Here is a 25412-nt window from a genome sequence, read left to right as displayed (position 1 = left end):
ATGCACAAGGCAACGAGTTCGCAGGGATTTGGCTGGGAGCGACACAACACGATCGGCTCCACTCCACAAATGAACTTGTGGACTTCGGATTGGAGCCAGTTTTGGGCTGAGCAACGGATTGGCTATCAGTTGAAGCTTGCCGATCGACGCGGCGGACACTTCCCTAAAGGGGCGCAACTGCTGAGCGCCATTCCCGCGCTGCTGGAGGGACACACGCCGCAGCCGTCGCTGGTGCATGGCGATCTGTGGTCGGGCAATGCGGCGGTGACAAGCGCGGGCGAACCTGTGATTTTTGATCCGGCGACGTATTTTGGCGATCGCGAAGTCGATATTGCCATGACGGAACTATTTGGCGGCTTTCCTGCCGACTTTTACCGGGGCTACAGCGCGGTGTATCCACTCGACGCGGGCTACCAGCAGCGCAAACCGCTCTACAACCTGTATCACATCCTGAATCACTTCAATTTGTTTGGCGGTGGCTATGCCTCGCAGGCAAACCGCATAATCGAGCAGCTTTTGTCTGGTGTGTGATTATTCCGTAAGGGTCTTTGTAATGTTGCGGGGACGATCGACATCCAATCCGCGCAGCACTGCAAGATGATATGCCAGCAGCTGCAGCGGAATCACGCTCAGGAAAGGCGAAAGCGATTCGTCGATCGATGGCAGGACGATCGCTCGATCGAAGTCTGCTTCGCCGCCTGCGGTCACGATGCCCAATACGGACGCACCGTTCGCTTTGATCTTGCGGACGTTCGCGAGGGTGTCCGGGTAGACGCTGCCCGCAGGCGCGAGAACGATGACGGGAATGCGAGCATCTAGAAGGGCGATCGGTCCGTGCATAAATTCGCCTGCGGCATAGCCTTCGGCGTGGAGATACGTGGTTTCTTTGAGCTTGAGGGCACCTTCTAGAGCGATCGGGCGCTGGATGCCACGTCCGAGAACAATGCAGTGCTCTGCGGTTGCAAACGACTGAGCGAGAGTTTGAATGGCGCTGTCTTGCTGAAGGAGAGTTGTAATGTGGTCGGGGAGGGCGTGGAGCTTGGCGATCGCATCCTGCATCTGCGCCCCGCTGAGTTGTTGACGCTGGTGCGCGAAGTCGAGCGTCAGGCAGTAAAACACGAGTAGCTGGGTCAGGAAGGTTTTGGTGGCGGCGACGCCAATTTCTCTGCCTGCATGGGTAAGCAGGGTGCGATCGACGATCTGGCTGAGTGAGCTTTCGGGCTGGTTGGTAATGCCGAACAGGTGAGTTTGGGAGTGTCGCGCAAGCTGGACGGCAGCGAGGGTGTCAGCGGTTTCTCCGGACTGGGTGGCGGCGATCGTCAGGATATTGGAGGTGGGGGGAAAGGGTGCGGCGACGAATTCGGATGCGGCTCGGACTCTAGTGGGAATGCCCGCAATTTGCTCTAGCCAGTGCTGGGCAATGAGGCAGGCGTGCCAACTGGTGCCACAGGCGAGGAGGTGGATTTGGTTGGGAATGGGACGATCGGGAAGGTTGAAGGGGCGATCGGGGTTAGAGTTCAGGTAGTGCGCTAAACAGGTCCGCACGACTTCAGGCTGCTGATAAATCTCTTTCAGCATGAAATGGGGAAATCCCTGTTTATCGAAATGGTCTTCGCCTGAGTTGGGTTGAACAGTTTTAGGTAGCAATGGCATCCTTAGTAACTTTGACTAGCCCAGATAAACACCTAAGAAAGATTTTATAAAGTTATCGGTGCGCGATCGTGATCTCATCGATTCTTCGAGAATGATCGAAGGGAATTTGTAGCGCTGTTGCGGTAACGCTTTGAGACGCTGAGCTTTCTGTATTACAGAATTTTTTAATCTATAGCCAGAACAGTTGCCAGTGCCTCGGAGATGGCTTGCATTGTGGTGTCATCTAAGTCGCGCAACCGCTTGACTAATCGGGTTTCGGATACAGAGCGAACCTGAAACGTATCTGCTCCTGAAAGCTTACTCAGTCCGCTGTTTGGACTTGCTTCTAAACGAACCATCCAGGGTCTTGAAGCAAATGTCTCTTTCCAGTCAGTGATTGGAACGATCACTTTGAGTGGCAAAATTCCGATCGCATTGTCGTTAACAATAACGGCTGGGCGGGTTTTACTGATTTCAGTTCCGATCGTTGGATCTAATCTGACCAACCACACTTCACCTCTTAACATTAGGACTTACTGAGGAATTTAATGGGTAGTTTCGTCGTAGAAATCTTCACCATCAAGCTCGGTGAAAACGGTCAGTTCACTATTAGGTGAATAATCGGAAATGGCAGTGATAGCAGCCAGCGCCATCTGTTGTCGGCGCTGCTCTCTCGTCAGGCTTTGCTGATCTTGTTGAACTAGACGCAAGGCAGCTTCAGCGATTTTTAGACGATCGCTGATGGCTAGACGGGGAAGCACCTGCAAAATATCTGCGGTTTCCATGATGGTGAAGTGGGCTGAAATCATTCCATTATCTCTGAATCTGCTGGTATGTGCTTCTTGCTTGACGATCGCGATCGGGGTATCGCCCTTGCAGAAATTCAAGAGGCTCATTCTGTTTTGGCAAGTTCAAATAAAGTTTCGGCGGTGGCGGAGAAGTTTATTCTGATGAATTGCTACGATCCAGCGGCTACAAAGGTGCAGCGAGAGAAAAACGAGGGGTGCCAAGTATCGAATTTCTGGAATCCCGATTCTTTGTAGAGTGTGAGCATCGAAATGAATCTTGAGAAACGCCCCAAAGCCTTACAGCTTATAATCTACAAGTCTGGACGCGAGAGAAGAAACCCCACCACCCCCTTACCACACCACCCAACTCAACCACACCACCCAACCCAACCAAAACCCCAACCCAAACAGGTAGGTGTGCTTTTGGGGAGGAAGTATCAAAAATAACATCTTTAGGGTAGTCAATCCATTCTCCGTTGACTCGCCAACCGACGCGATCTCCAAATCGCTCCCAGTCAGCATTGTACTGGGTAGGACTATTGCACTCCTGCCAAATTTTCTTTTGCACATTGAATCCGAAGTGCCCGTTGCTGTAGCGCACCCAGAGTTGGTCTAGCGTGCGGAGATCTTCGCAAGGAAAGTTCCGCAAATCATCCTCTTCAAACCACTGCCCTTCTTCCTTGCCCATTGTGGTAATCATCAGACGGTAGGTTTCTTCATCTGCCTCTCGCCACTGCCGATCTCTCAAGAAGTTTTCTAAGTTTTGATAGCGCAGATCTTGTACACCCGATCGCAGCACGTCTATTTCAGCCACACAAGTCACCTTACATGAAGCCACAATCTCCCTAGGTGATCGCAGCACCTCTACCTCAGCCGCAATAGCGGAATCAATTTGTTTCGTTGTCTCCCGTAAACAGGCATAAGCAAGATCTACAGCTTCCTGTTGGCAAGCTTGCTGAATTAAGTTAGTTGGATTCGCTAAAGAGGCATAGAGCAGAATGGTAGAGCGCCACCAAGCATCGTTGAAATGCGAGTACAGCAAACTTTCCTGCTTTAATCGCTTGATCTCAGCCGCCGCCAGATATTCCTGAAAACTCAGGTGAGCAAATTCGTATTCTTCTTCCTGTTCCACCAGCAACTCGCTGACTTGTACAATCTGGTCGAGAAACTGTCGGGGCTGCACGGGTGGATTTTGATTAGTAAGATGGGTCTGCAGCAGTGTCAGTAACTCTTCCTGACTAATTCGTTCCAGATGTCGCTGCATCATTTCCAATGCCACCACTTGCAGCGCTTCCTGTCGCTCGGCGAGTTCCAGCAGCAATTCAATATTCTTAGCGCTGGGACGATTTCGCAATTGCAGCGTGCAGATGTCTTGATATAGCTCACCGCGGCGTTTCGGCAGTTCCGCACCAGGATACGTGCGATGAAACGTCGCAATCATGTTCAGCAGCAGCGGATTCTTCGCCATGTCCCGCAGTTCTGATCGCTCCTCAATCTGCTGAAGCAGTTCGGCAGCGTTGCGCTGCGCCTCTTGCTGCACATCCGGCGTGTTGCGTCCGCCTCTGGCATATCGCTCTTGACACTGATACCACTGCTGCACAAACCGCTGGCGCTGCTCTACGTTAAACTCTTTGACAAACAGCGGCGTTCTCATCTTGTCGCCGGAATACTGCTTGTATCCGCCGGGACGCGACGTGAGAATGAACACCGACTTATCGTACTGCCGCATCTGAGCGCTAATCCAACGACTCACCGCAACTCGCTGTCCCTCTGCAACTTCATCAAACCCATCCAGCATCACCAGCATTCGCCCCGATTTCAGCGCTTCCTTTGCCCAATAAGGCGGCACGCTCAAATCTTCGCCTCCCGGCAGGCTGGGAATGTGATGCTTCGTGATCAGGTCCGGCAGACTCGGCGGCTCGTTCTGGCTAATGACATCGCGCCATTTCCGCAAATACAGCAGCACGGGAACCAACTTAGGAGCGCGGTAGCGACGGTACGTTCCCTCTGCATAGGAAAAGGCAATGTGCTTCATCAAGGTGGTTTTGCCATAGCCGCCCCATGCCAAAATTGCCATCTGACGATACACTGGCTCCCGCGTCACCCGCACTAGAAGATCCCATATCAGCAGTCCGTCGCGCTGTTGCAGAATCTCCAAATCTCGCGCCTGCAATCCGGGTCTAATGATCGCGCTACTGCTTAACTCCAGCGGCACAAACACTTCTCGCAGCATCGGGGTAAAAATGCCGCTGCGCTGCTCAACGCCTTCGGGCTTGTAGTCCTGACAATCGAGCGACTGCCACTTGAGATACTTTGTCTCAAAGCCTGATAGCTGCCAACGAATCGCCTTGTCCAGACTGTCCATTCCGGCGATCAGCGCATCGGCATCTTTCTTGCCTCGATCGCTATAAACCTCCTCCAGTCGCCCCACAAAATTCTTCGAGTACGCTGCCCAAACTCCAGTTACAGCCGTAACTGGAAACATGAGCAACGCCATCGTCCACTCCTGCTTTAACAGGAACGACGCAAACGCCCAACTGCTTCCGCCCACAGGCATCCACTGCACAAACGTTTGCACCGATCGCTGCACAAATCGCCGTTCAGCACTGTTCGATTTTTCCGGCTTGGTTTGTTCAGAAGGCTTTTCGGCTGCGTCAGATGGCTCAGGCATACAGCGTCCTATCTGGGTTGTTTCTCAGTCTATCGACTTCAGGTAAAGAATCAGTGATTTCACCCACACTTCCAGAAGCTTCAGGACTTACGCACTCAGCCTAAACCTCGAAGGTTTAAGAAAACCTCCGAGGTTTGCGTAAGGCTTTAAAGAGGTTTGATCAAGGCGACTAGCGATCGCTGCATCACTCTTCGTCCTCTACAGCTTTACCCCAGTAGAGGCGAGTGAATTCTTCAGCAGCGGTTGGATCAATCTTTTCCAGCCCATCGCGGATCTCAAGCACAGCCTCAGCCAGCGGATCAGCCAATCCATTTACCCAACGGTGAACGCTAGACCGCTTAATCCCCATCACACCTGCCAGCCTGTTTTGGGTAATTCCGTAGGATTCCAAAACTTGCTTGAGGGCTATGCTTGCTCTTCCCATGCCTCAAACCGTGTCAGAGATTCATCGTCTGCTGAGTTCTCCATAACAGGTAAATTGATGTGTGCCGAATGTCCCTAATTAGGGACATTCGGCACACCAAATAAAGTCATGAGCCAGTGCAGAGGAGTTGGCGCTGCAACGCACTGGGTCTGGCTCCAACTTGCAATGGAGACAAATTAGATTATGACCTACAGTGAGCGCTTGCATCACTGGGCAGTCGTGCGACTATTGCCCAACATGCAGCGCGTTGTCATCGCCCGCTTCCGCGATCGCTCCGATGCCGACGGACACCAGCAATTCCTCCAGCGGCACATTCCCAACGCCACCTTTATCGTTCTCTTCGATCCGCCGATCGAGCCATAATTTCGTTCAAGCCCCGAACGCGACTTCTCTGTCTCCCAGTTCTGTCTCCTAGTACCGCAGTGCGAGAAAATTGACAGATAGTATTCATCGGGTGGCAAGCGTCTCAATGGCAACCGTTCTGCAAAACTACATCAATGGCGAGTGGTGTAATGCCGCTGCTGCCGACTATCTTGACGTCATCAATCCGGCAACAACCGAAGTGCTGGCAAGCGTGCCGCTATCCTCTGCCAGCGACCTCGATCGTGCTGCCGAAGCCGCTGCTACCGCCTTCAAAACGTGGCGACGCACGCCTGCTACCGATCGCATCCAGTACCTCTTCAAGCTCAAAGCGCTACTAGACGAGCACTTCGAGGACTTAGCGCAGACGATTACTCAAGAATGCGGCAAAACCCTGGCAGAGTCGAAAGGCGAAATGCGCCGCGCGATCGAAAACGTCGAAGTCGCCTGCGGCATTCCAATTTTGATGCAGGGCTACAACTCCGAAGACATCGCCAGAGGCATCGACGAAATCATGATTCGGCAGCCGATCGGCGTTGCTGCCGTAATTGCGCCGTTCAACTTTCCGGGCATGATTCCGTTCTGGTTTTTGCCCTACGCGATCGCCTGCGGCAATACCTATATTATTAAGCCATCGGAGAAAGTGCCGCTGACGATGCAAAAAGTCATGCACCTGATCGCCCAGACCGGACTGCCAAACGGCGTTGTCAACTTAGTCAACGGCGCAAAAGACGTAGTCGATGCGATTTTAGATCATCCCGCAATCCGCGCTGTCAGCTTCGTCGGCTCCACGCCCGTTGCCCGCTACGTCTACAGCCGCGCCGCCGCCAACGGCAAACGCGCCCAGTGTCAGGGCGGCGCAAAGAATCCCGTCATTGTCCTGCCCGACGCCGATATTGCCATGACCACGCGAATTCTGGCAGACAGCGCCTTTGGCTGTGCCGGACAGCGCTGCCTCGCCGCCTCGATCGCCGTCACCGTCGGAGACGCCCGCAAAACGTTCACCGAGGCGATCGCCGACGCCGCTCAATCCCGCAAAGTTGGCTACGGGCTAGAGGACGGCGTCCAGATGGGTCCGGTGATTACGGCGCAGAGCCGCGATCGCATCGTCAGCGCGATCCAGAAAGGCACCGACGAAGGCGCAACCGTGCTAGTCGATGGTCGCGAACCTGCCGTTCCGGGTTACGAGCAGGGCTACTTTGTCCGTCCCACAATTTTGCAAAATATCGATCCCGCAGGCGAAATTGCACGCACTGAAATTTTTGGTCCGGTGCTGAGCCTGATTCACCTAGAGACGATCGACGATGCGATCGCGCTGGTCAATCAGGGACAGTACGGCAACATGGCGTGCTTGTTTACCTCTAGCGGTGCCGCCGCCCGCAAGTTCCGCTACGAAGCTGAGGCGGGCAACATCGGGATCAACATCGGTGTCGCGGCTCCAATGGCGTTCTTCCCGTTCAGCGGTTGGAAAGACAGCTTCTTCGGCGACTTACACGGACAGGGGCACCAGGCAATTGAGTTCTTCACTCAAACGAAAGTTGTGGTGGAGCGCTGGCAAGATTGGTCGCGGCAGTTTTAAGTCGCGACAGTTTTAATCAGTGGTTAGCTGTCAGTGGTGATTCCTGATTGATTCTACGGACCACAAACCACGGGCCACAGCCTACTGGAACACCAGCCATCTCGATTGCCCGATCGCCCTTGGGCACACTGAACCTGAACCTTCGCATGGTCAGGTCTTTATGCTCAGCTTCGCCGTTTTCAAGGACCGTCGTTACTACCTCTGGATTGCCCTTGTGGCGCTGCTGCTGCGCGTGGCGTGGGCGATCGCAGTTCCCGTCATTCCCGTCTCCGACAGCAACGCTTACGACACCTTTGCGCAAAATTTGGCACAGTGCGGCAACTACGGCTGGGATTGCACTACGCCCAGCGCCTACTGGCCCGTCGGCACATCGTTCGTGTACTCGCTGCTGTATCGGGCGTTTGGGCATCACTACCTGCCGATCGTGCTGCTCAATCTGCTGCTGGCGATCGCGACGATTTGGCTGGCGATGCATCTGGCGGAAACGTGGTTTGGGCGACGATCGGCGGCAATGACCGGAATTCTGCTGGCGTGCTGGGTAAGTCAGATTCAGTTCACCACGGTTCTTGCTAGTGAGCAACCCTTCATGCTGCTGACGGTAGCGGCATTGGCGCTGTGGCTGAATCAGCACATGAATCTGTGGGTAAAGGCTGCGATCGTCGGGGTAATTCTGGCAGGAGCCAGCTACGTTCGTCCGACTGCATTGATGATTCCGGCACTGCTGCTGTTTCTGCACTACGTCCGCACACGAGAAATTGTTCGCAGCCTTGGGGCAGCGCTGGTGATGATTGCAGTAATAGGGCTGCTGATTGCGCCGTGGGCGATTCGGAATACGCAGGCGTTCGGGCAGTTTGTCACAATTTCGACCAATGGTGGCGCGAACTTGTGGATGGGCAATAATCCCACCTCGACGGGCGGCTACATGGACCTACCGCCCGCAGTCGAGAAGCTCAACGAGGCGCAGCGCGACAAGTACCTAAAAGAGCAGGCAGTCTCTCACATCAAACAGCAGCCGCTTCTGTTCGCGACCCGCTCCATAAAGCGCGTGGTTGAAACCTACAGCCGCGAGAGTATCGGCGTGGTTTGGAACGAAGAAGGGCTGGTATCGCGCTACGGCAAGTGGATTCTGACTCCGCTGAAAGTTCTCAATCAGCTTTACTGGCTGCCGATGTTAGGGTTGGGCGTGGCGGGTATCGTGCTTTTGGGTAAGCAGTCAGGTTGGTTGATGGCGTTAACTCATCCGGCGGTGCTGCTATGGGGCTACTTTACCGCTGTGCATGCGATTATCGTTGCCCAAGACCGCTACCACTTTCCCAGCATTCCACTGATCGCCATCTTCGCAGGTTCGATGCTGATTCACCTGCTAGATCTGCGGCTGAAGAAGCGGGACGTGAATCAGCCGATCGCGTAGGTGACTAGCGATCGGCTGAGGCATCGCTGTCGCGGATCACCTGCAAGAAAATCTCCGTCAGATTCGCTCGGTCTTTTTCCACGCGAATCAGCGGCAGCGGTGCGAGAAGATTCAGCGCCAGGTACAGCAGGTCTGGGTCGGCAATGTGGAGGACACGATCGCTCTCCATCTCAACGCCAAGCTGTTGCAGTTTACTGAGGCGCTGCGCGTCGATCGCAGATTCTGTCTCGACTCGGTAAGCGCTGCCGGAGAACTGGCGAATTAAGTGGTCCGTTGAGTCTTCTGCCACAATTTCGCCGCTGTTGATAATGGCAACGCGATCGGATAGTTCTTCGGCAATGCCGAGTTGGTGAGTGGTCAGCAGAATGGCGCGACCTTCTTGGGCAATCTCGCGCACCAGCCGTTTTACATCCTCAGTGGCTTCTACGTCCAGTCCCAGTGTTGGCTCGTCGAGCAGCAGCAGTTGTGGGTTGTGCAGTAGAGACACTGCGATCGCCAGCTTCTGCTGCATGCCTCGCGATAGCGACTGAACGAGGGTCTGGCGCTTGTGGGTGAGACCAAACCGCTCCAGTAGATCCTTGCCGCGCTGTTGGGCAATGCGCTGGCTCAGCCCCCGCAGCACCCCAAAGTACTCCAGATTTTCAGCGCAGGTCAGCCGCCAGTAGAGGTTGCGGTTGCCCTCCAAGACAGCGCCTAGAAACCGCAGTGCCTCCGGAGTTTGGTGTGGATCACGATCGCCAATCCGCACCCAGCCAGCATCGGGGCGAATCAAGCCCGCAATCATTTTGATCGACGTGGTTTTGCCCGCTCCATTCGGACCCAAAAACGCCAGCACCTCTCCTGCTGACAAATGCAGCGATACGTCTCGTACGGCAGAGATCGTCTTGCCCTTCTCGGTGTAGGACTTTTGCAGGTTGCGGGCTTCGAGGATAATCATGGAGAAGGGGTAACAGTTTAAAACGATGAATTAAAAATTCTTCTGCTAATTCAAAATCTACAATTCAAAATTCGTAATTTCTTCTAGGATAACGACTGTGCAAGACGCTAGGTTGGATCAGAGCGAGTATGCGACGCGGGTAGTGGCAGCGATCGCGGCGCTCAAGCAGGACTTGCCGACGCTATTTGAGCGCGATATTTCCTACGACATTTACGCGCGGGAGATTTTCTTTCAAGATCCGGTTAATCGGTTTAAAGGCAAATTCAACTACCGGATTATTTTCTGGACGCTGCGGTTCCACGGACGGTTATTTTTTACACAGCTTTTCTTTGACCTGCACGACGTTCGTCAAGCTAGCCTGGATACAATTCGCGCCGACTGGACGGTGCGCGGAACGCTGAGAGTTCCCTGGAAAGCCAAAATTTTCTTTAACGGCTACTCGACCTACAGGCTGAATGCCGAGGCTCAAATTTACGAGCATCTGGACACTTGGGATCGCCCACCGGGCGAAATATTGCGCCAGTTTGTGCAGACTAGCAGCTAATCGCTTAATCCGTCAAAACTTGCTCAACCTCTGACGCCTTTGTAGGCGTCTTGCTGGGATTGAAGTGGGCATTCAGCACTTGACGCACCATGGGAGCTGCTAGCGAACCGCCGCCGCCACCGGAGTTTTCCCCAAAGGCAACCACGATAATTTCTGGCTTGTTGGCAGGGGCATAGGCGCCAAACCAGGTATGAGACTCACGCCCAAAATCCTCAGCGGTGCCGCTTTTTCCAGCGATCGGCGGTAGGTTCTCCACATTTAGCGCGGCTCCTGTGCCGCCGTCTACCACTGCCCGCAAGCCCTCTTGCAGCACCCGAATCGTCGCTGGACTAATGCTGAGCGACTCGCGCCACGTTTGAGCGGCTTCGTTGTCCTTCATCAGGTGAGGCTTCACCAAGCTGCCTCCGTTGGCGGGAACTGCGAACATGACGGCGACTTGCAGCGGCGAGGCTTGCAGATAGCCCTGCCCGATCGACATGTTTACCGTATCCCCGAGAAACCAGCCCTCACCCAATTCCTTCCGCTTCCAGGTAGCGTCTGGGACGAGTCCGGCGGCTTCCTCGTTAGGCAGGTCAATTCCAGTTTTGCGTCCAAACCCATAGCGTCGGGTCCACTGAATCAAGGGTTGCTCACCCATGCCCATCGCAATCTGGTAGAAGAAGGTGTCACTGCTCCACTGAAGTCCTCCGACAAACCCCAATGGACCGAATCCTGCGCGGTTCCAGTCGCCAAACTCAATGCCGCCAACCATAATCGAGGGAAACGTCGGTAGAACGGTATCTGGACTGAACTTACCAGACTCAATTCCGGCTGTGGTCGTAACGATTTTGAACGTGCTAGCAGGCGGAAAGCCTTGCAGAGCGCGGTTGACAAATGGATGATCGTCGCTTTGGAGCCGCTGCCACTGGGCATCGCTGATTCGTCCTGAAAACAAGTTAGGGTCGAAGGTTGGGCGACTCACCATCGCCAGCACTGCGCCATTATTGGGGTCGATCGCCACGATCGCGCCTTTACGCTCCCCTAACGCAACTTCGGCTGCCTTCTGCAACTCCAAATCGAGGGTTAGGGTGACGTCTTTCCCTGGGTGGGTTGGCTTCTGTCCCAGAACGCGGACAACTTGTCCCAGTCCGTCAACTTCCACCTGCTGTCCACCCCATTCGCCCCGTAGCAGATTCTCGTAGGCAGCTTCAATCCCCATCTGTCCAGTCACATCCCCCAAGCGATAGCCATCGCCCTTGCGCTTTTCTAGCTCTTTGTCGCTCATCTCCCCGGTGTAGCCCAGCACATGAGCGGCTAAATCGCCATTGGGATAGTAGCGCACGGCTTCTGCGTCTACCTGCACGCCTTCCAGTTCGCTGCTGTGCTCAGCCAGCGCTGTCACCTGAGCAGGACTGATGCCACGAGCAATTCGAACGAGGAACGGGGAGTTGTAGCCCGCCTGCTCTAGCCGCCGCTGAATTTTTGCTTCAGGAATGTTAAGAATTTGCGACAGACGCTTCAGGGTGCCTGACCACTCCGCTTTTTTACGGGCGAGGGGCCACAGAAACACCGAGTGTGACAGGCGGCTGCCTGCCAAAACTCTGCCTTTGCGATCGAGAATTTTGCCGCGCTCCGGCAGTTTGGGAATCAGCCGAATTCGATTCTTGTCGGCAAGCTGACGATTTTCCTTGCCTTCTACAAGCTGCAAATAAGCAAGGCGGCTGCCAATCCCTCCCAGCAGCAGCACTGAGATAGCTGCTATTGTCACGATCGACTGGTGCGATCGACCAACCGTGCGCGATACCGTTGTAGAGGTAATCGACGACAGAACTGGGGAAGGCTGAGTCAGGGTCATAAAGTTCAGTAAATACAGTTGAAACGAGACACAGTGCCGCTAATAGTCTAGTAAAAAGAATTTTAGCGAGGTTCAGGTTGCTTCATTCACGTGGTGGGTATTCTGTAATTGTGAGCTAATCTTGAAGCTTCCATTAACTAGGCGACAGAGCGATTAAGGATGTGCTAATTCTTAACACAAAAAACTGGCTCAACGTTTCTTATTCAAAGATTGCCGAAGGCTGCTGCAACAATGGGTAGGCAGATAAAATAAACCAAACGTCTGCTCTTCCTCTCTACCCAAAGGTGGATAACGCCCGGTAGCGCTCCGGCAATTGCCGCAGGAAATCGTCACTATGTCCCAAACCGTCACACAGAATTTGCGCTCTACGGCGATCGAAACTGCCTACGATGTTGAACTCCGCAACGTGTTTAAAGTATTTAACGGCGACGCGGCGGTTCGCGGCGTGGATTTAAGCATTCGTCGCGGCGAGTTCTTCAGCATCTTGGGTCCGTCGGGCTGCGGTAAAACCACGACGCTGCGCCTAATTGCAGGATTTGAGATGCCCTCTTCGGGAGAAGTCCTGATTCGGGGGCAGCTAATGACCCATGTTCCTCCCTACCGCCGACCCGTGAACACGGTATTTCAGAGCTATGCGCTGTTTAGCCACCTCAACGCCTGGGATAACATCGCGTTTGGGCTGAGGATTAAAAAGCAGCCGAAAGCCGAAATTGAAGACCGGGTGCGAGAAGCGCTACGGCTGGTCAAGATGGAGTCGCTTGCCACTCGGTTTCCGGGGCAGCTATCTGGTGGGCAGCAGCAGCGAGTTGCCCTAGCGCGGGCATTGGTCAACCATCCTGCTGTGGTGCTGCTAGATGAACCCTTGGGGGCGCTGGATTTAAAGCTGCGAAAGGAAATGCAGGCAGAGCTAACCACCCTGCATCGAGAATTGGGGCTGACGTTCATTATGGTGACGCACGACCAGGAAGAGGCGCTGAGCTTGTCCGATCGCATTGCGGTGATGAACCAGGGACAAGTCGAACAAATCGACACGCCCAACCGCATCTACGAACAGCCGCTCACTCCCTTTGTTGCCGAGTTTATCGGCGACACCAATCTTCTGCACGGCAAAATTGAAGGCTTTCATCCAACAACCCTCTGGGTGACGACCGCTAATGGGTTAAAGATGACCGTAACTCTGCCAGAATTGACGACTCCTCCCACCTCTGGTCAAGTTATGGTTAGCGTCCGCCCAGAGAAAATCAGACTCAGCCTGTCTCCTCCGACGGGGCAAGTTAACTGGTTTGAAGGACGGCTGCAGAGCGTGATGTATCTCGGTACCCACGTTCACTATCTGATTGAATTGCAGTCGGGCGATCGTCTCACCGTGATGCAGCCAAATGCCAGCAGCACGCTTCCCGGTCCTCAAACGCCCATCTACGTCTACTGGGCATTCGGCGACTGCCTTGCACTACCAGCTTAAGAAGTGGTTTGTCATCCGTTGCGAGTTGCCAGCAGCCCGTGGCTAGTCATCAGTCACGTGTGGAATCGAAATGGGACAGGCGCACTGCCAACCTGACAGCTAAACCCTGAAAACTCCTCACTCCTTACTTTTCATTGTGCCTCCCACTCATCTTCGATCGGTTCTTAAATCATCAAACCAATCAGCCTGGACACGGCGCGGATTTTTACAGACCTCAGCGGGAATGCTATCTGGGCTGGCGCTGTCGAGCTGCGGTTGGACGCTGGCAGAAGTGAAATCAGACGTAGGGGACGTGAGTGATCACCAGCCTGCCTCAAATGAGCTGTACATCTACACCTGGTCCAGCTATTTTGATGACGAACTGCTAGACGGGTTCCAGAAGCAAACAGGCATTAAGGTGATTGCCGACACGTTTGAGAGCAATGAAGTAATGCTGGCAACGCTTCGGGCAGGAAAGGGCGCCGCGTACAGCGTGATTTATCCGTCGGACTACACGGTTGCTAAGATGATCAGTCTGAAGATGCTGCGAGAGTTAGACCGATCGCGCTTGCCAGGGCTGAGTAATCTTTTGCCTCGGTTTCAAAATTCTATTACCGATCCAGGTAACCGCTACCACGTCCCGTTTAGCTGGGGTACGACGGGATTTACCTATGACAGTGAACAACTGAGTCCGGGTCCAGATGGCTGGAGCTATCTGTGGCAGACACAGGACAAGCTGAGCCGCCGAATGACGTTGATGAGCGATCTTCGTGAGGTGATGGGCGGCGTACTGCGATCGATCGGCTACTCCTACAACTCCACCAATCCGGCAGAGATCCAGCAGGCGTATGAAAAATTGGTGCAGCTAAAACCGCAAATTGTCACATTCAACACCGATGCATGGCGCGATCAACTGATCGCAGGCGATCTCGTCTTATCGATGGGCTTCTCATCCGACGCTCTAACGGTGATGTCGGAAGACGCCCGCCTCCGCTATGTGATTCCTGCGACGGGTACGTCGGTGTGGAGTGATACTCTCGTAATTCCTAAAACTGCGCCGAATCCCAAGGCTGCCTACGCCTGGATTAACTACCTGCTGGAACCGGCGATCGCAGCGAAAGTTACTGAGCGGCTACTTTTTGCGACGCCGAACCAAGCCGCCTACGAGCAACTTCCAGCAGCTCTGCAGAAAAACGAAGTGCTGTTTCCGCCGGAATCAGTGCTTGCCCGCTGCGAAGGGATTGTCCCAGTTTCCTCAGACACCGAAGCGCTGTATGAACGATATTGGACGCAATTGGTTAGCAGCTAGTGATTCAGGCGTCCGTAGTTGGTCGTCAAGAATGGCGAACTACGAATGACCGATACTGACCACACACAGACCCGTAAACTTGTTTTTGACTCAACGCACGCATCGTGTCTACCCCAGCCCCATCCCTAATTTCTACTGCAGCCCGTCCGCCGATCGGGTCCCGCTGGCTTGAGCCACTCGCGCTGCTAGGTCCGGCGGGTGTGTGGCTAGGTCTACTGCTGCTGATTCCGACGCTGCTGATTTTTCAGCTGAGTTTGGTGCCGAACATTCAACCGGGACAGGTTGTTAATCCATCTGGATTGGACAACTACGGGCTGATTTTTCAGCAGATTTATTTGCCAGTGATTTGGCGATCGATCTCCTTTGCGATCGGGACAACGGCAATTTGCTTGCTGCTGGGATTTCCAGTGGCTTACTGGATTGCAGTCATGGTGCCGAAGCAGTGGCAAAATTTGCTGGTGGTGAGCTTTGTGCTGCCGCTGTGGACATCGTCGCTGCTGCGCTCCTACGCCTGGATTACAATTTTGCGTCCGACGGGCGTTCTGAATGGGTTTTTGACGAGTTTGGGGCTGCCGCCGCTGTATCTTCTGTACAGTGATCTTGCCGTGTTGATTGGCATGAGCTACAGTTTGCTTCCCTACATGGTGTTGATTCTCTACGCCTCGCTGGAGAAGCTGGATAAACGCCTACTAGAAGCTGCCGCCGATTTAGGAGCCGAACCACAACAGACGTTTTGGCAAGTGACAGTGCCGCAGACGCTTCCGGGCATTGCTGCGGCATCGCTGCTGGTATTTATTACCTGCTTGGGCGACTTTGTGAATCCTGAACTGCTGGGAGGCGCATCCAGCATGACGCTCGCGCGAGTAATCTACAATCAATTTCTTGGAGGCACTCAAAATTGGGGCTTCGGCTCTGCGCTCAGTATGCTTTTGATCCTCGCTGTTAGTATTGCGATCGCCCTGCTGCTCAAATACGGCGATCGCAATGCAACAGGACTGTAGCGATTTGTTTTACCCAAGTGCCACAACTGACCCCTGACGACTCATCCCCACTGTGAACACCTCCTCCCCACCGAGAATTCCATCCTGGCAGGCTTTTTTTACTCTGCTGATGTTTGGGTTTATGTATTTGCCGATCGTGGTGCTGACGGTCTTTAGCTTTAACCAGTCGCGCTACAGTGCAAGCTGGAAGGGGTTCACGCTGGATTGGTACTACGAGTTCTTTACAGACTCCAAAATTCTGTCGGCGCTACAGGATAGCTTAGTGGTGGCGACCTGTGCGGTGGCGATCGCTGCTGTTATGGGGACGCTAATGGCGGTGGGACTGGCGCGGTACCGTTTTCCAGGCAAGGGACTGTATCGGGGAATTTCCTTTTTGCCGTTGATTATTCCTGATATCTCGATCGCCGTCGCGACTCTAGTTTTTCTGGCGGCGGTGGCGATTCCGCTTAGTGGTGGGTTGATTCAGCTTAGTTTGTGGACGATCGTGGCGGCTCATGTTGTCTTCTGCCTTTCCTATGTAGCGCTGATCGTGTCCACTCGGTTGACGAATCTAGATTCCCACCTTGAAGAAGCCGCGCTAGATTTGGGTGCAACGCCGACGCAGGCATTTATGCAGGTGCTGCTGCCGGAGTTGATGCCCGCGATCGTTTCTGGCTGTCTGTTGGCGTTTGTCCTCAGCATGGACGATTTTCTACTCGCCAGCTTTACAGCGGGTCAGGGCGCGAATACGCTGCCAATGGAGATTTTTAGCCGCATTCGTACAGGCGTCAAACCCAGCCTGAATGCGCTTAGTGTGGTTCTGATTCTGGCATCCGGGCTGGCGTTTGCTGGAGCAGAGTTTCTACGCTACCGAGGTGAGCAAAAGCGGCGGATGTAGTTCTTACTCCTACCAAGCCTTGAGATGATCGCGGTTAAGCGGAATATAGCGCGTTCAGATTTAAGGCGATCGTCGTGCGATGCTATCTGAAGTTCGGGCTCAATCTAAATTCCAAAGCTTCCAGTTACAGTCGTGAGTGAACGTAAACGTTGGTTTAAAACCGTTTTTCAGATTCAAGGATCGGTCGTTCCAGCGGTATTTTGGCGCACGATCGTATGTGGTATCTTTGGTGTCTTCATTTCGTTACTGGCGGCTCTCAAGCTACCCGTTGCGCTTCCCGTATTAGCGGGTTTAATTCCTAACATTGTCCTGGGTTTGCTATTAGTCTTCCGAACCAACACGGCGTACGAGCGCTTTTGGGAAGGGCGCAGGCTTTGGGGCAATTTGGTGAACTGTGTCCGTAATTTGGCTCGGCTAATTTGGATTGCGATCGCTGCCAAAACAAAAGATGAACAGGCACAAAAAATAGCTGCGCTGCGCCTGCTGGTTGCATTCTGCATTGCTATCAAATTACATCTGCGCCAAGAAGCGGTGAACGAGGAACTCAAAGCTCTCTTACCGCCTGATAAATTCTATAAGCTTCAGAGCATGAACAATCCGCCATTGGAAGTGGCATTTTGGATTGGAGATTACCTTCAGCAGCAGCATGAGTGCAATCAGTTAAACGTTTATCAGTTGAATTCGATGCACAAGCTGTTAAATGAAATGGTCGATGCGTTGGGTGGATGTGAGCGGATTTTAAAGACGCCAATCCCGATCGCTTATGCTATTCATTTAAAGCAATTACTGCTGCTGTATTGTCTATCTCTGCCGTTTCAGCTCGTTGGTAGTTCTGGCTGGTGGACGGGTCCTATCGTAGCGTTGATTAGCTTCACGCTATTCGGGATTGAGGAAATTGGGATCGAAATTGAGAATCCGTTTGGGCGGGACCATAACGACTTGCCGCTGGATGATATCTGCGCCACAATGCTGCGAAACATTGAGGATCTGATGACGCTCACACCGAGCCGGGACTGCCAGGATTAGGGCGTGTCATTAATTAAGCCATTTGCGGGACGATCGTACAAACACATTTCTGTTAGGGAAATGATATTTATAAGCAATAATAATGTCCGTTTATTTCTCAAAGGTGGACATAATTCGCCGACTCATCCAAACTCCTCAAGATTGACTTCAATGAGGTTAGTTTCGTTTTCGGCATTTTCTGTTGCTTAAAGTAATCGCCTCCAATTTGTCTTCGACTTAGAAAGATGTGCTGTCTGAGCGATTTTACAGACAACAATTTCTAGTTTCTTATCTTTAAATAGAGTCTTCAATTCTAGAAAATGATAATCCAGATCCTTATGCATTGAGGCGATATGAGGTTTATACCAATTCGTAGTTCGTAACTCGTAATTGCAGAAGCTCGAATCCGCCTACATTGATCGTGGCGCTTTACCTGTATGGAGCGATCAAAAAACGAGGCAGGCAATTTGCCTGCCTCGTTGATTTTATTACGCTAGCAACTCGCCTGTTTCCTGCAACGAGTGCAGGCGTTGGTAGATGCCGCCGCGATCGAGCAACTGCTCATGGTTGCCAACCTCGACAATCTGACCGTTTTCTAGCACCACGATTTTGTCAGCCTCGCGTACCGTACTGAGACGGTGGGCAATGATGATTAGCGTTCGGGTGCCCAAAATCGATCGCATCGCCAGTTGAATTGCCCGCTCCGATTCGTAGTCCAAACTAGACGTGGCTTCGTCAAACACCAGCACGTCTGGGTTCACAATTAACGCACGAGCAATGCCGACGCGCTGGCGCTGACCCCCAGAAAGGCGGACGCCGCGTTCCCCGACGATCGTGGCGTAGCCCTGCGGCATTTGACGAATGAACTCGTCTGCCTGAGCAATGCGACACGCCTCTTTGACTTCTTCGACAGTGGCATTGGGGTTGCCATAGAGCAGGTTATCCAGCAGCGTGCCGTTGAAGATGTCCACTTCTTGGTGAACGATCGCCAGTCGCTTGCGGTAGCCTGTGATGTCCAGTCGGCGGATGTCCTGACCGTCCATCAAAATCGCGCCACTATTTGGCTCAAAGTAGCGAAACAGCAGTTTGACTAACGTGGATTTGCCAGAGCCAGACCGACCCACCAGCGCCACAGTTTGGTAAGGTTCGATCAGCAGGTTGATGTCCTTCAGCACCGGACGATCGGCGCTGTAGCCAAACGTCAGATGCGAAAGTTCCAGCTTGCCCGTGAACTGGTAGACAGGCGGCTCGGACAGCAGGCTGCCTGCGTCAGTGCCTGCCGGAAGCTGCATGAATTCGTGAAAGTGAATCATTGCGGCATAGCGACGGGCAACCATTTCAGCAATGTCACTAATCGGCTCAATTTCGGCATACGCCATGCTCGAAACCGTCAGCGTTGTAATGAAATGCCCCAGTGAGATTTTGCCTTGAACCGTTGCCAGCAGCGTAAACGCCAGCACTAAAAACACGCAGATTTGGACGATCGTTCGCTGCTGCATCCCCAGCAGCACGAAGCCTTTGTGGATGCGGTAGTCGAGGACGTTGAACTCGCGCTCGAATCGCTGCCGCTGTCGTTTCAGTTCTCGTGCCTCGGTTGCAAAAGCTTTCACCGTTTTGATGTTGGTGATAATCTCCGAAGTGCGGCTTTCAGTGTTCTCCATGTATTTATTGAGCGTTTTATCCAACTGCATCAGCGGCACTAAGCCCCGCAGACTCAGGATTAGCAGCCCAATAAACGAAACCAGCGTCAGCAGCGCAATCCGCCACTCGATGAGCCAGATAACGACGAAGATTCCAACCAGCCGCAGCATTTTTGGCGTCATTTGCCCCACCACCACGGGATAGCTCCACATGTGGTTCGACAAGCCTTTTGCCACCCGTCCGGCGATTCGTCCGGCGTTGTTTTCGTCGTAGAACTCCAGCGGCAGCGTCAGGATCTTCTCTAGCGCTTTGCGGGCGTGGTCGCGATGGGCACGGAATGCCGTGTCCCAACTAAACCACGGACCTAGCCACGGTTGAATTGGAGCGCGTCCGACGGAAATAATCCCCACCAGTGCCAGTAGCACAATCAGCGTTAGGGACGAATTCTGCGGCTGATTGCTAATCTGAGCAACCCAAGCGACGATCGCTCGAATCGGCGGGTCGATCGTCTGATTCGACAACACGTTAAGAATTTGCCCGATGGCATACGGCACAAACAGATCCATAATCTCGAACAGGCTCATCATTGTGACGCTGAACACGGCGATGCGCCAGTAGTTACGGTAGTAGCGGACTACATCTTGAAATTTCGCCACGGTACCTCCCAAATTTAGATGCACGCTAAAGGACAGGCGGACAAGCAGAAGCCGCCAATGGTCGAGTGATCACGGAAATGGGTAATCGGTTAGAAGGGGTCAGGTCGTCGGGCGCGATCGGCTTCGCTGCACCAGAGGTGAACGCCGAGGACCAGACGGGTAACGATTGTGATGAATGCTGTTAGTCTTGCCGCACTGTTGAATACCAAACTCGGCGGGGCTAAGGAATCTTCGTACTACAGAGGTAGCATTGTAATACAGATACAGAGATTTTTGCTAGATTCCGAGAATAGATTGAGGGAAATTCTCCCAATTGCTTGGGTACTTTTGTACCTTATGTGACGTTTGTGAGCCGTTGACGAGGCGATCGCTCCAGTCTCATCGAGCCGTCTCTATCCAGTTGAGTACTCCACTACTTAAAAACTTGTGTATTTTTCATATCTTTATTCTTCATCTCATCCCATCAATAGAACTGACTTCCCACCTCAGAAAGATGACCTCTCTCCCTTGGTTCGGCGATTCTGACGGCAGAGGTTGTTCAAAAGTACGAGGTAGCTACCGACGTAGTTTCAACTACCTAGGACCTGCCTTCATGAAGGAAATCACTATGATTCAACACATGGAAAACTTACTGAACCTGAGCAGCCAGTTGCTAGCGCAGGTTCCAGTGGACGGAGCAGTCAATACGAACGAAGAGGCAGCACTAGTCTTTTCGGGTCCCCAATTTCTTGTAGCGCTAATTTCAGGGTTAGTTCTAGCCTTTGCATTCCAGCTGTTGCTGACAAACCTGTCGGTTGCACTGGGTATTTCAGTGTTGGGTCGATCGTCCGATGACGACCATTCCGACCATAGCCACGATGAGGGCGGCAGCGTTGGCGGCACCATCAAGAAAATTGGCTTTGCAGCCGGACTGTGGACTCTGATCACGGTCACGATCGCGCTGTTTTTGGCGTGTCTGCTAGCGGTGAAGCTGAGCCTGATTACAAGCTCCGGATTGGGCGCGATCGTTGGCGTCGTAATTTGGGGCGCGTACTTCACGCTGCTGGTGTGGTTTGGTTCTTCGACCGTAGGGTCGCTGATTGGCTCCGTGGTAAACACAGCAACCGCAGGCTTTCAGTCGATCGTCGGCACCGCCACAGCCGCATTGGGTGCAAGAGCCGTTAACGATCAGGTTGTGTCAACCGCAGAAGCCGCTGCGGCAGCGGTGCGGCGGGAACTGGGTTCGGCAATCAGCCCCGGTCACATCCGCGACTCGATCGAAGACTATCTGGACGCGATTCGTCCGGGTGAACTGGACATGTCCAAGATTCGCCGTGAATTCGAGCGACTGGTTGACGATCCAGAACTGCGGTCGTTGGTTGGCACAGGTTCGCCTGTCGAGATTGCCGATCGGCTGCGGCAGGTCGATCGCAGCACCTTTGTAAACTTGGTCAGCAACCGCACGGACTTGTCCAAGCGCGACGCTCAGCGGTTGGTGGAGCAGCTAGAGTCTGTTTGGCACAGCGTCATTGGTCAGTACCAGCAGCGGCGCGACCCAATGGCAGAACTGGTTGATTACCTCAAGACAGTGCAGCCCAATGCGCTAAACAACAATGAGTTGGCAGCGCGGCTCGATCGCCTGACCGAAGAAGTGCGGCGTCAGAGCGACCTGCAGCAGCAGCAGGGCAGCATAGTGCAGCAGCAGCAGAGCAGCATGATGCAGATGGCGTCTTCTGCAATGCGTCCAGCGGGTGGCAAAGAAGAAGCCAGCCTGCTCGATCGTGCCATGCAGTTTGGCTTCTCGACCCTGATGGGTACAGTGATGGGTCGCACGGACCTGTCCGATCTGGACGTGGAGAAGATTCTGGGGCAGCTTCAGGGTGTCAAAGACAAAGTAACCGACAAAGCAAAGCAGGTTGCTAGCAGCACACCGGGTGTACCGTTCAATACGATTCGGGCAGATGCGGAAAACTACCTGCTCAACTCGTATGCATGGCACTTCAACCGGGCAACGCTGGAGACCGAGTTCTACGATGTCCTGTACGATCCGCAAGCCGATCCGGGTACTGTGCGTAGGCAGATAGAGCAACTCGATCGCGGCTTCTTTGTGGATGTGCTGACGCGGCGCAACGATTTGGCACCTGCTCGCATCAATGAGGTTGCAGATCACTTAGAAACCATTCGTAACGGTGTTCTGAGCACAGTGCGATCGGCAGAGTCGCAGGAGCACTCCCAAGACCTGCGGAGCCGCGTGGAGCATTACTTGCGGAACACCAACAAAGACGAACTGAACCCCGAAGGCATCGAGCGCGACTTCCACTTGCTGCTAGAAGACCGGGAATCTGGCTACGACGCGCTGCGCGATCGCCTCAGCCACTTCGATCGCAACACCCTCGTAGCGCTGCTGTCGCAGCGGCAGGATCTTGCGCCGGAGGAAGCAGACCGGATCGTTGGGCAGCTAGAGAGCACCCGCGATCGCGTCCTGGGTTCCGCCCAAGAGGTACAGGAGCGCGCCAAGTCGCAAGCGCTAGAACTGCGCGGTCGTGTAGAAGGTTATCTGCGCAACACCGACAAAACGGAACTGAGTCCTGAAGGAATCAAGCGCGATTTCAGCTTGCTCCTGAACGACCCGCAAGCCGGAGCTTACGCCCTGCGTGAGCGGGTGAGCCAGTTCGATCGCGATACCCTGGTACAACTGCTGGCACAGCGGCAGGACATGACCCCGGAAGAAGCGAATCGCATTGTTAGCCAGCTTGAGGACGTGCGAAACACCGTGCTGCATGCGCCTCAAATCGCTGTGGATAAGGCGAAGGACCAGTACGACCAAGTCACCACGGCGCTTGCCGAATATCTGCGGCGCACGAACCGTCCCGAACTCGATCCGGAAGGACTCCAGCGCGATCTCAACACGCTGCTGCACGATCCAAAGCAGGGCACGCTGGCGCTGCGTCGCCGCCTGTCCCAAGTCGATCGCGAGACGCTCGTGCAACTGCTGGCACAGCGCCAAGACCTCAGCCCTGAGCAGGCGAACCAGTTGATCGATCAAACGCTGACATCGATTCGCAACCTTGTTCGGGCTCCGCGTCGTCTAGCCGCCCGGACTCAGCAGCGCGTTACCAGCTTCCAGTCCACGCTGGAAGACTACCTGCGCAACACCGACAAAGCTGCACTCAACCCCGACGGCATCAAGCAAGATCTCAGCCTGCTGCTGCGCGATCCGCGCACAGGTCTTGGCAATCTGGGTTCTCGTGTCGCCGAACTGGATCGCCCAACGATCGTGGCGCTGCTGTCTCAGCGGCAGGACATGACCGAGGAAGAAGCCAACCGCGTTGTCGATCAGGTGCTCTCGGTACGTGAGCAGTTTGTGGCGCAGATTCAAGGCATCCAGACGCGCATTCAGTCGGTAATTGACGGCATCTTTGCCCGCATCCGCGACTACCTCAACGCGCTGGACCGTCCTGAACTCAACTACGAAGGCATCCGCCGCGACGTTCGGACGCTGTTTTACGATCCGAAAGCAGGCTTCGATGCCCTGCGCGATCGACTCGGCAGCTTCAACCGCGACACACTAGTGGCGCTGATGAGCTCCCGCGAGGACATTTCCGAAGCGCAGGCAAACCGGATCATTGATCAGGTCGAGTCTGCCCGCGCCAGCGTTCTGCAACGCGCCGATCGCATCCAGGATGAGGCACAGCGCCGCGTAGAGCAGGTGAAACGGCAAGCACAAAAGCAGGTTGAAGAAACCCGCAAAGCAGCGGCAACCGCTGCATGGTGGCTGTTTGGCACTGCGCTGACTTCTGGCGCAGCGGCAGCGATTGCCGGAGCGATCGCAGTCGGCAGACAGTAAATGCTTGAATCGATAATACTTGAGTAGATAACAAAAAAGCCTCCCTGCCAGGGAGGCTTTTTTGTGGCTGTAACCGACATGAATCACCAGAAAGCGAATTGTTCAACAGCTCAAGGATGTTTACCCACGTACTTCCTACCGGCGCGCCATCTGCGGCACTCGCCCCAACAGCCCCACCATTAATCGCAGCGCCAGAACCTTCAGCGGCTGAACCGTCCGCAGCGCCCACAGCCCCAACCGCCGTGAAACGACTAGCGGCAGCCAGTGATTCGAGAACACCCGATCGAGCACATCCGTAAAGCCCAAAATCACCAGGTTCTCCAGCTTGCGCCAGCGATCGTAGCGTCGCAGCACCCGCACAGCGCCAATGTCCTCTCCAGCCGCGTCAGCCGTTTGCAGCACTTGCGCCAGTGCCGCTGCGTCTCGAATGCCCAAATTCACGCCCTGCCCGCCTACGGGATGGCAGCAGTGTGCCGAATCCCCGATCAGCGCTAATCGAGCTTGGGTGTAGCGGGAGCTATGCATCAGTTGCACTGGAAACACGGAGCGATCGCCCACAAGGGACAACGTGCCCATCTGGTTGCCAAATCGCGGCTGTAAAAGATCGAGAAACTCCGCATCGCCTAGCTGCGCGATCGCCTCAGCTTCTGCCTTTGGAGCCGTCCAAACAATGCGGCAGAGGTTATTTGGCAGCGGCAAAATCGCAAACGGACCGCTGGACCAAAATCGCTCGTAGGCAACGTTATTGTGGGATTTTTCCGGCTGAACGAACGCCACGACGCAGGACTGCCAGTATTGCCACCCGTGGGTGCGAATGCCTGCCTGCTGCCGAATCGGCGATCGTGCCCCGTCCGCTGCCACCAAAAGGCGCGATCGTACGTGCTGCGTTTCGCCCGATCGCACGAGTTCTAGTTCGACTCCATCTGCCTGATAGCTCGTTTGCACCAGTTCTGCTGGACAGAGGTAAGTGACATTTGCACACTGCCGCAGCGCATCTTGAAGCGCTTCTAGCACGACTCGGTGCTCTGCGACGTAGCCCAGCACCTCAGTCTGCAAGTCCCGTCGCTCAAACTGCACCACGCCAGGGTAATCAGCATCAGACAGGCGAATCTGGTCGATCGGGTTCACCCCCGTCTGCATTGCCTGCCAGACGCCAATGCCCTGAAATATTCGGCTCGACAGCAAGTTGATATGATATGCCTGCCCCCGCGCTACGGCAGCCGATTGAGGTTTCGCTTCAATCACCGCCACCTGCAAGCCTGAATCTTTGAGCGCGCATGCCAGCGTTAGTCCAACAATGCCGCCACCGACGATCGCCACGTCGTAACTAGTTTTGCTGCGATCGAGGCTCTGCGGCTGCGGATCGGGACGAAAAGCGGTTAGCGGCTCCAGGCTCATGTTAAAGAAGTCTTTAGAAATTTAACGGATCTGTTACATCTCTATTTTCGCGTGAACGGCTGAAGCTATCAAGCGATC

At 54.1% G+C, this 25412-nt stretch carries 21 protein-coding genes; 12 read left to right on the top strand and 9 right to left on the bottom strand.

The window, feature by feature from the left end:
* A partial coding sequence (locus tag H6F43_RS17000) for a fructosamine kinase family protein (RefSeq protein ID WP_190343901.1) occupies positions 1–531 on the top strand: 531 nt, incomplete at its 5' end.
* Here the strand turns inward: H6F43_RS17000 and H6F43_RS16995 are convergent.
* The 3 genes from H6F43_RS16995 to H6F43_RS16985 all read right to left on the bottom strand — a co-directional run bounded on the left by H6F43_RS16995 (position 532) and on the right by H6F43_RS16985 (position 2417).
* The gene (locus tag H6F43_RS16995) at positions 532–1653 is read right to left on the bottom strand and encodes an isomerizing glutamine--fructose-6-phosphate transaminase (RefSeq protein ID WP_277879956.1); all 1122 of its coding nucleotides are present in this window, start codon (positions 1651–1653) and stop codon (positions 532–534) included. It abuts the gene before it with no gap.
* A 164-nt stretch (positions 1654–1817) separates the two neighbouring features.
* Complete coding sequence (locus H6F43_RS16990; protein ID WP_190343899.1) at positions 1818–2159, bottom strand: type II toxin-antitoxin system PemK/MazF family toxin; 342 nt, start codon at positions 2157–2159, stop codon at positions 1818–1820.
* 18 nt (positions 2160–2177) lie between these two features.
* Complete coding sequence (locus tag H6F43_RS16985; RefSeq protein ID WP_190343898.1) at positions 2178–2417, bottom strand: hypothetical protein; 240 nt, start codon at positions 2415–2417, stop codon at positions 2178–2180.
* A 48-nt stretch (positions 2418–2465) separates the two neighbouring features.
* Between H6F43_RS16985 and H6F43_RS16980 the strand changes: the two genes are divergently transcribed.
* Positions 2466–2675, top strand: a complete 210-nt coding sequence (locus tag H6F43_RS16980) for a hypothetical protein (protein ID WP_190343897.1) — start codon at positions 2466–2468, stop codon at positions 2673–2675.
* Between the two features lie 49 nt (positions 2676–2724).
* On the opposite strand, the gene H6F43_RS16975 is transcribed toward H6F43_RS16980, so the two are convergent.
* On the bottom strand, positions 2725–5091 hold the full coding sequence (locus tag H6F43_RS16975) for a GUN4 domain-containing protein (protein WP_190343896.1): 2367 nt from the start codon (positions 5089–5091) through the stop codon (positions 2725–2727).
* Positions 5092–5275: 184 nt separating this feature from the next.
* Positions 5276–5515 carry a helix-turn-helix transcriptional regulator gene (locus H6F43_RS16970; protein ID WP_190343895.1) on the bottom strand — a complete coding sequence of 80 codons (240 nt, stop codon included), beginning with the start codon at positions 5513–5515 and terminating at the stop codon, positions 5276–5278.
* 183 nt (positions 5516–5698) lie between these two features.
* Here H6F43_RS16970 and H6F43_RS16965 point away from each other — a divergent pair, with 183 nt between their 5' ends.
* From H6F43_RS16965 to H6F43_RS16955, 3 genes are all read left to right on the top strand, one after another.
* On the top strand, positions 5699–5878 hold the full coding sequence (locus H6F43_RS16965) for a hypothetical protein (RefSeq protein ID WP_190343894.1): 180 nt from the start codon (positions 5699–5701) through the stop codon (positions 5876–5878).
* Positions 5879–5984: 106 nt separating this feature from the next.
* The gene (locus H6F43_RS16960; RefSeq protein WP_190343907.1) at positions 5985–7454 is read left to right on the top strand and encodes a CoA-acylating methylmalonate-semialdehyde dehydrogenase; all 1470 of its coding nucleotides are present in this window, start codon (positions 5985–5987) and stop codon (positions 7452–7454) included.
* 160 nt (positions 7455–7614) lie between these two features.
* Positions 7615–8865, top strand: a complete 1251-nt coding sequence (locus H6F43_RS16955; RefSeq protein WP_190343893.1) for a glycosyltransferase family 39 protein — start codon at positions 7615–7617, stop codon at positions 8863–8865.
* A 4-nt stretch (positions 8866–8869) separates the two neighbouring features.
* Here the strand turns inward: H6F43_RS16955 and H6F43_RS16950 are convergent, their stop codons facing one another.
* Positions 8870–9802, bottom strand: a complete 933-nt coding sequence (locus tag H6F43_RS16950) for an ABC transporter ATP-binding protein (RefSeq protein ID WP_190343892.1) — start codon at positions 9800–9802, stop codon at positions 8870–8872.
* A 112-nt stretch (positions 9803–9914) separates the two neighbouring features.
* Between H6F43_RS16950 and H6F43_RS16945 the strand changes: the two genes are divergently transcribed.
* Entirely contained in the window at positions 9915–10346 is a 432-nt protein-coding gene (locus tag H6F43_RS16945; RefSeq protein WP_190343906.1) for a DUF2358 domain-containing protein, read from the top strand.
* Positions 10347–10350: 4 nt separating this feature from the next.
* Here the strand turns inward: H6F43_RS16945 and mrdA are convergent, their stop codons facing one another.
* Positions 10351–12180 (bottom strand): penicillin-binding protein 2, encoded by a 1830-nt coding sequence (gene mrdA, locus H6F43_RS16940; RefSeq protein WP_190343891.1) that lies wholly within the window; start codon positions 12178–12180, stop codon positions 10351–10353.
* A 334-nt stretch (positions 12181–12514) separates the two neighbouring features.
* On the opposite strand from mrdA, the gene H6F43_RS16935 reads away from it, so the two are divergent.
* The 5 genes from H6F43_RS16935 to H6F43_RS16915 all read left to right on the top strand — a co-directional run bounded on the left by H6F43_RS16935 (position 12515) and on the right by H6F43_RS16915 (position 17834).
* Positions 12515–13642, top strand: coding sequence for an ABC transporter ATP-binding protein (locus H6F43_RS16935; protein WP_190343890.1), 1128 nt, complete (start codon positions 12515–12517; stop codon positions 13640–13642).
* A 136-nt stretch (positions 13643–13778) separates the two neighbouring features.
* Positions 13779–14930, top strand: a complete 1152-nt coding sequence (locus H6F43_RS16930; protein WP_347272428.1) for a spermidine/putrescine ABC transporter substrate-binding protein — start codon at positions 13779–13781, stop codon at positions 14928–14930.
* Positions 14931–15034: 104 nt separating this feature from the next.
* Entirely contained in the window at positions 15035–15931 is an 897-nt protein-coding gene (locus tag H6F43_RS16925) for an ABC transporter permease subunit (RefSeq protein WP_190343889.1), read from the top strand.
* Between the two features lie 109 nt (positions 15932–16040).
* Positions 16041–16808 (top strand): ABC transporter permease, encoded by a 768-nt coding sequence (locus H6F43_RS16920; protein WP_190343904.1) that lies wholly within the window; start codon positions 16041–16043, stop codon positions 16806–16808.
* 132 nt (positions 16809–16940) lie between these two features.
* Positions 16941–17834 carry a bestrophin family ion channel gene (locus H6F43_RS16915; protein ID WP_347272427.1) on the top strand — a complete coding sequence of 298 codons (894 nt, stop codon included), beginning with the start codon at positions 16941–16943 and terminating at the stop codon, positions 17832–17834.
* Between the two features lie 467 nt (positions 17835–18301).
* Here H6F43_RS16915 and H6F43_RS16910 read toward each other — a convergent pair whose 3' ends face one another.
* Entirely contained in the window at positions 18302–20110 is a 1809-nt protein-coding gene (locus H6F43_RS16910; RefSeq protein WP_190343888.1) for an ATP-binding cassette domain-containing protein, read from the bottom strand.
* Between the two features lie 607 nt (positions 20111–20717).
* Here H6F43_RS16910 and H6F43_RS16905 point away from each other — a divergent pair.
* A complete protein-coding gene (locus H6F43_RS16905; RefSeq protein ID WP_190343902.1) occupies positions 20718–23936 on the top strand; it encodes an MFS transporter in 3219 nt (1072 codons plus the stop codon).
* A 135-nt stretch (positions 23937–24071) separates the two neighbouring features.
* Here H6F43_RS16905 and H6F43_RS16900 read toward each other — a convergent pair whose 3' ends face one another.
* Entirely contained in the window at positions 24072–25334 is a 1263-nt protein-coding gene (locus H6F43_RS16900) for an FAD-dependent hydroxylase (RefSeq protein WP_190343887.1), read from the bottom strand.
* Positions 25335–25412 lie beyond the last annotated feature (78 nt).

The sequence above is a fragment of the Leptolyngbya sp. FACHB-36 genome, assembly GCF_014695955.1.
GTDB lineage: Bacteria > Cyanobacteriota > Cyanobacteriia > Leptolyngbyales > Leptolyngbyaceae > FACHB-36.
Note: the sequence above shows the minus strand (reverse complement) of the source record. Positions and strands in the feature narration are given on the sequence as shown.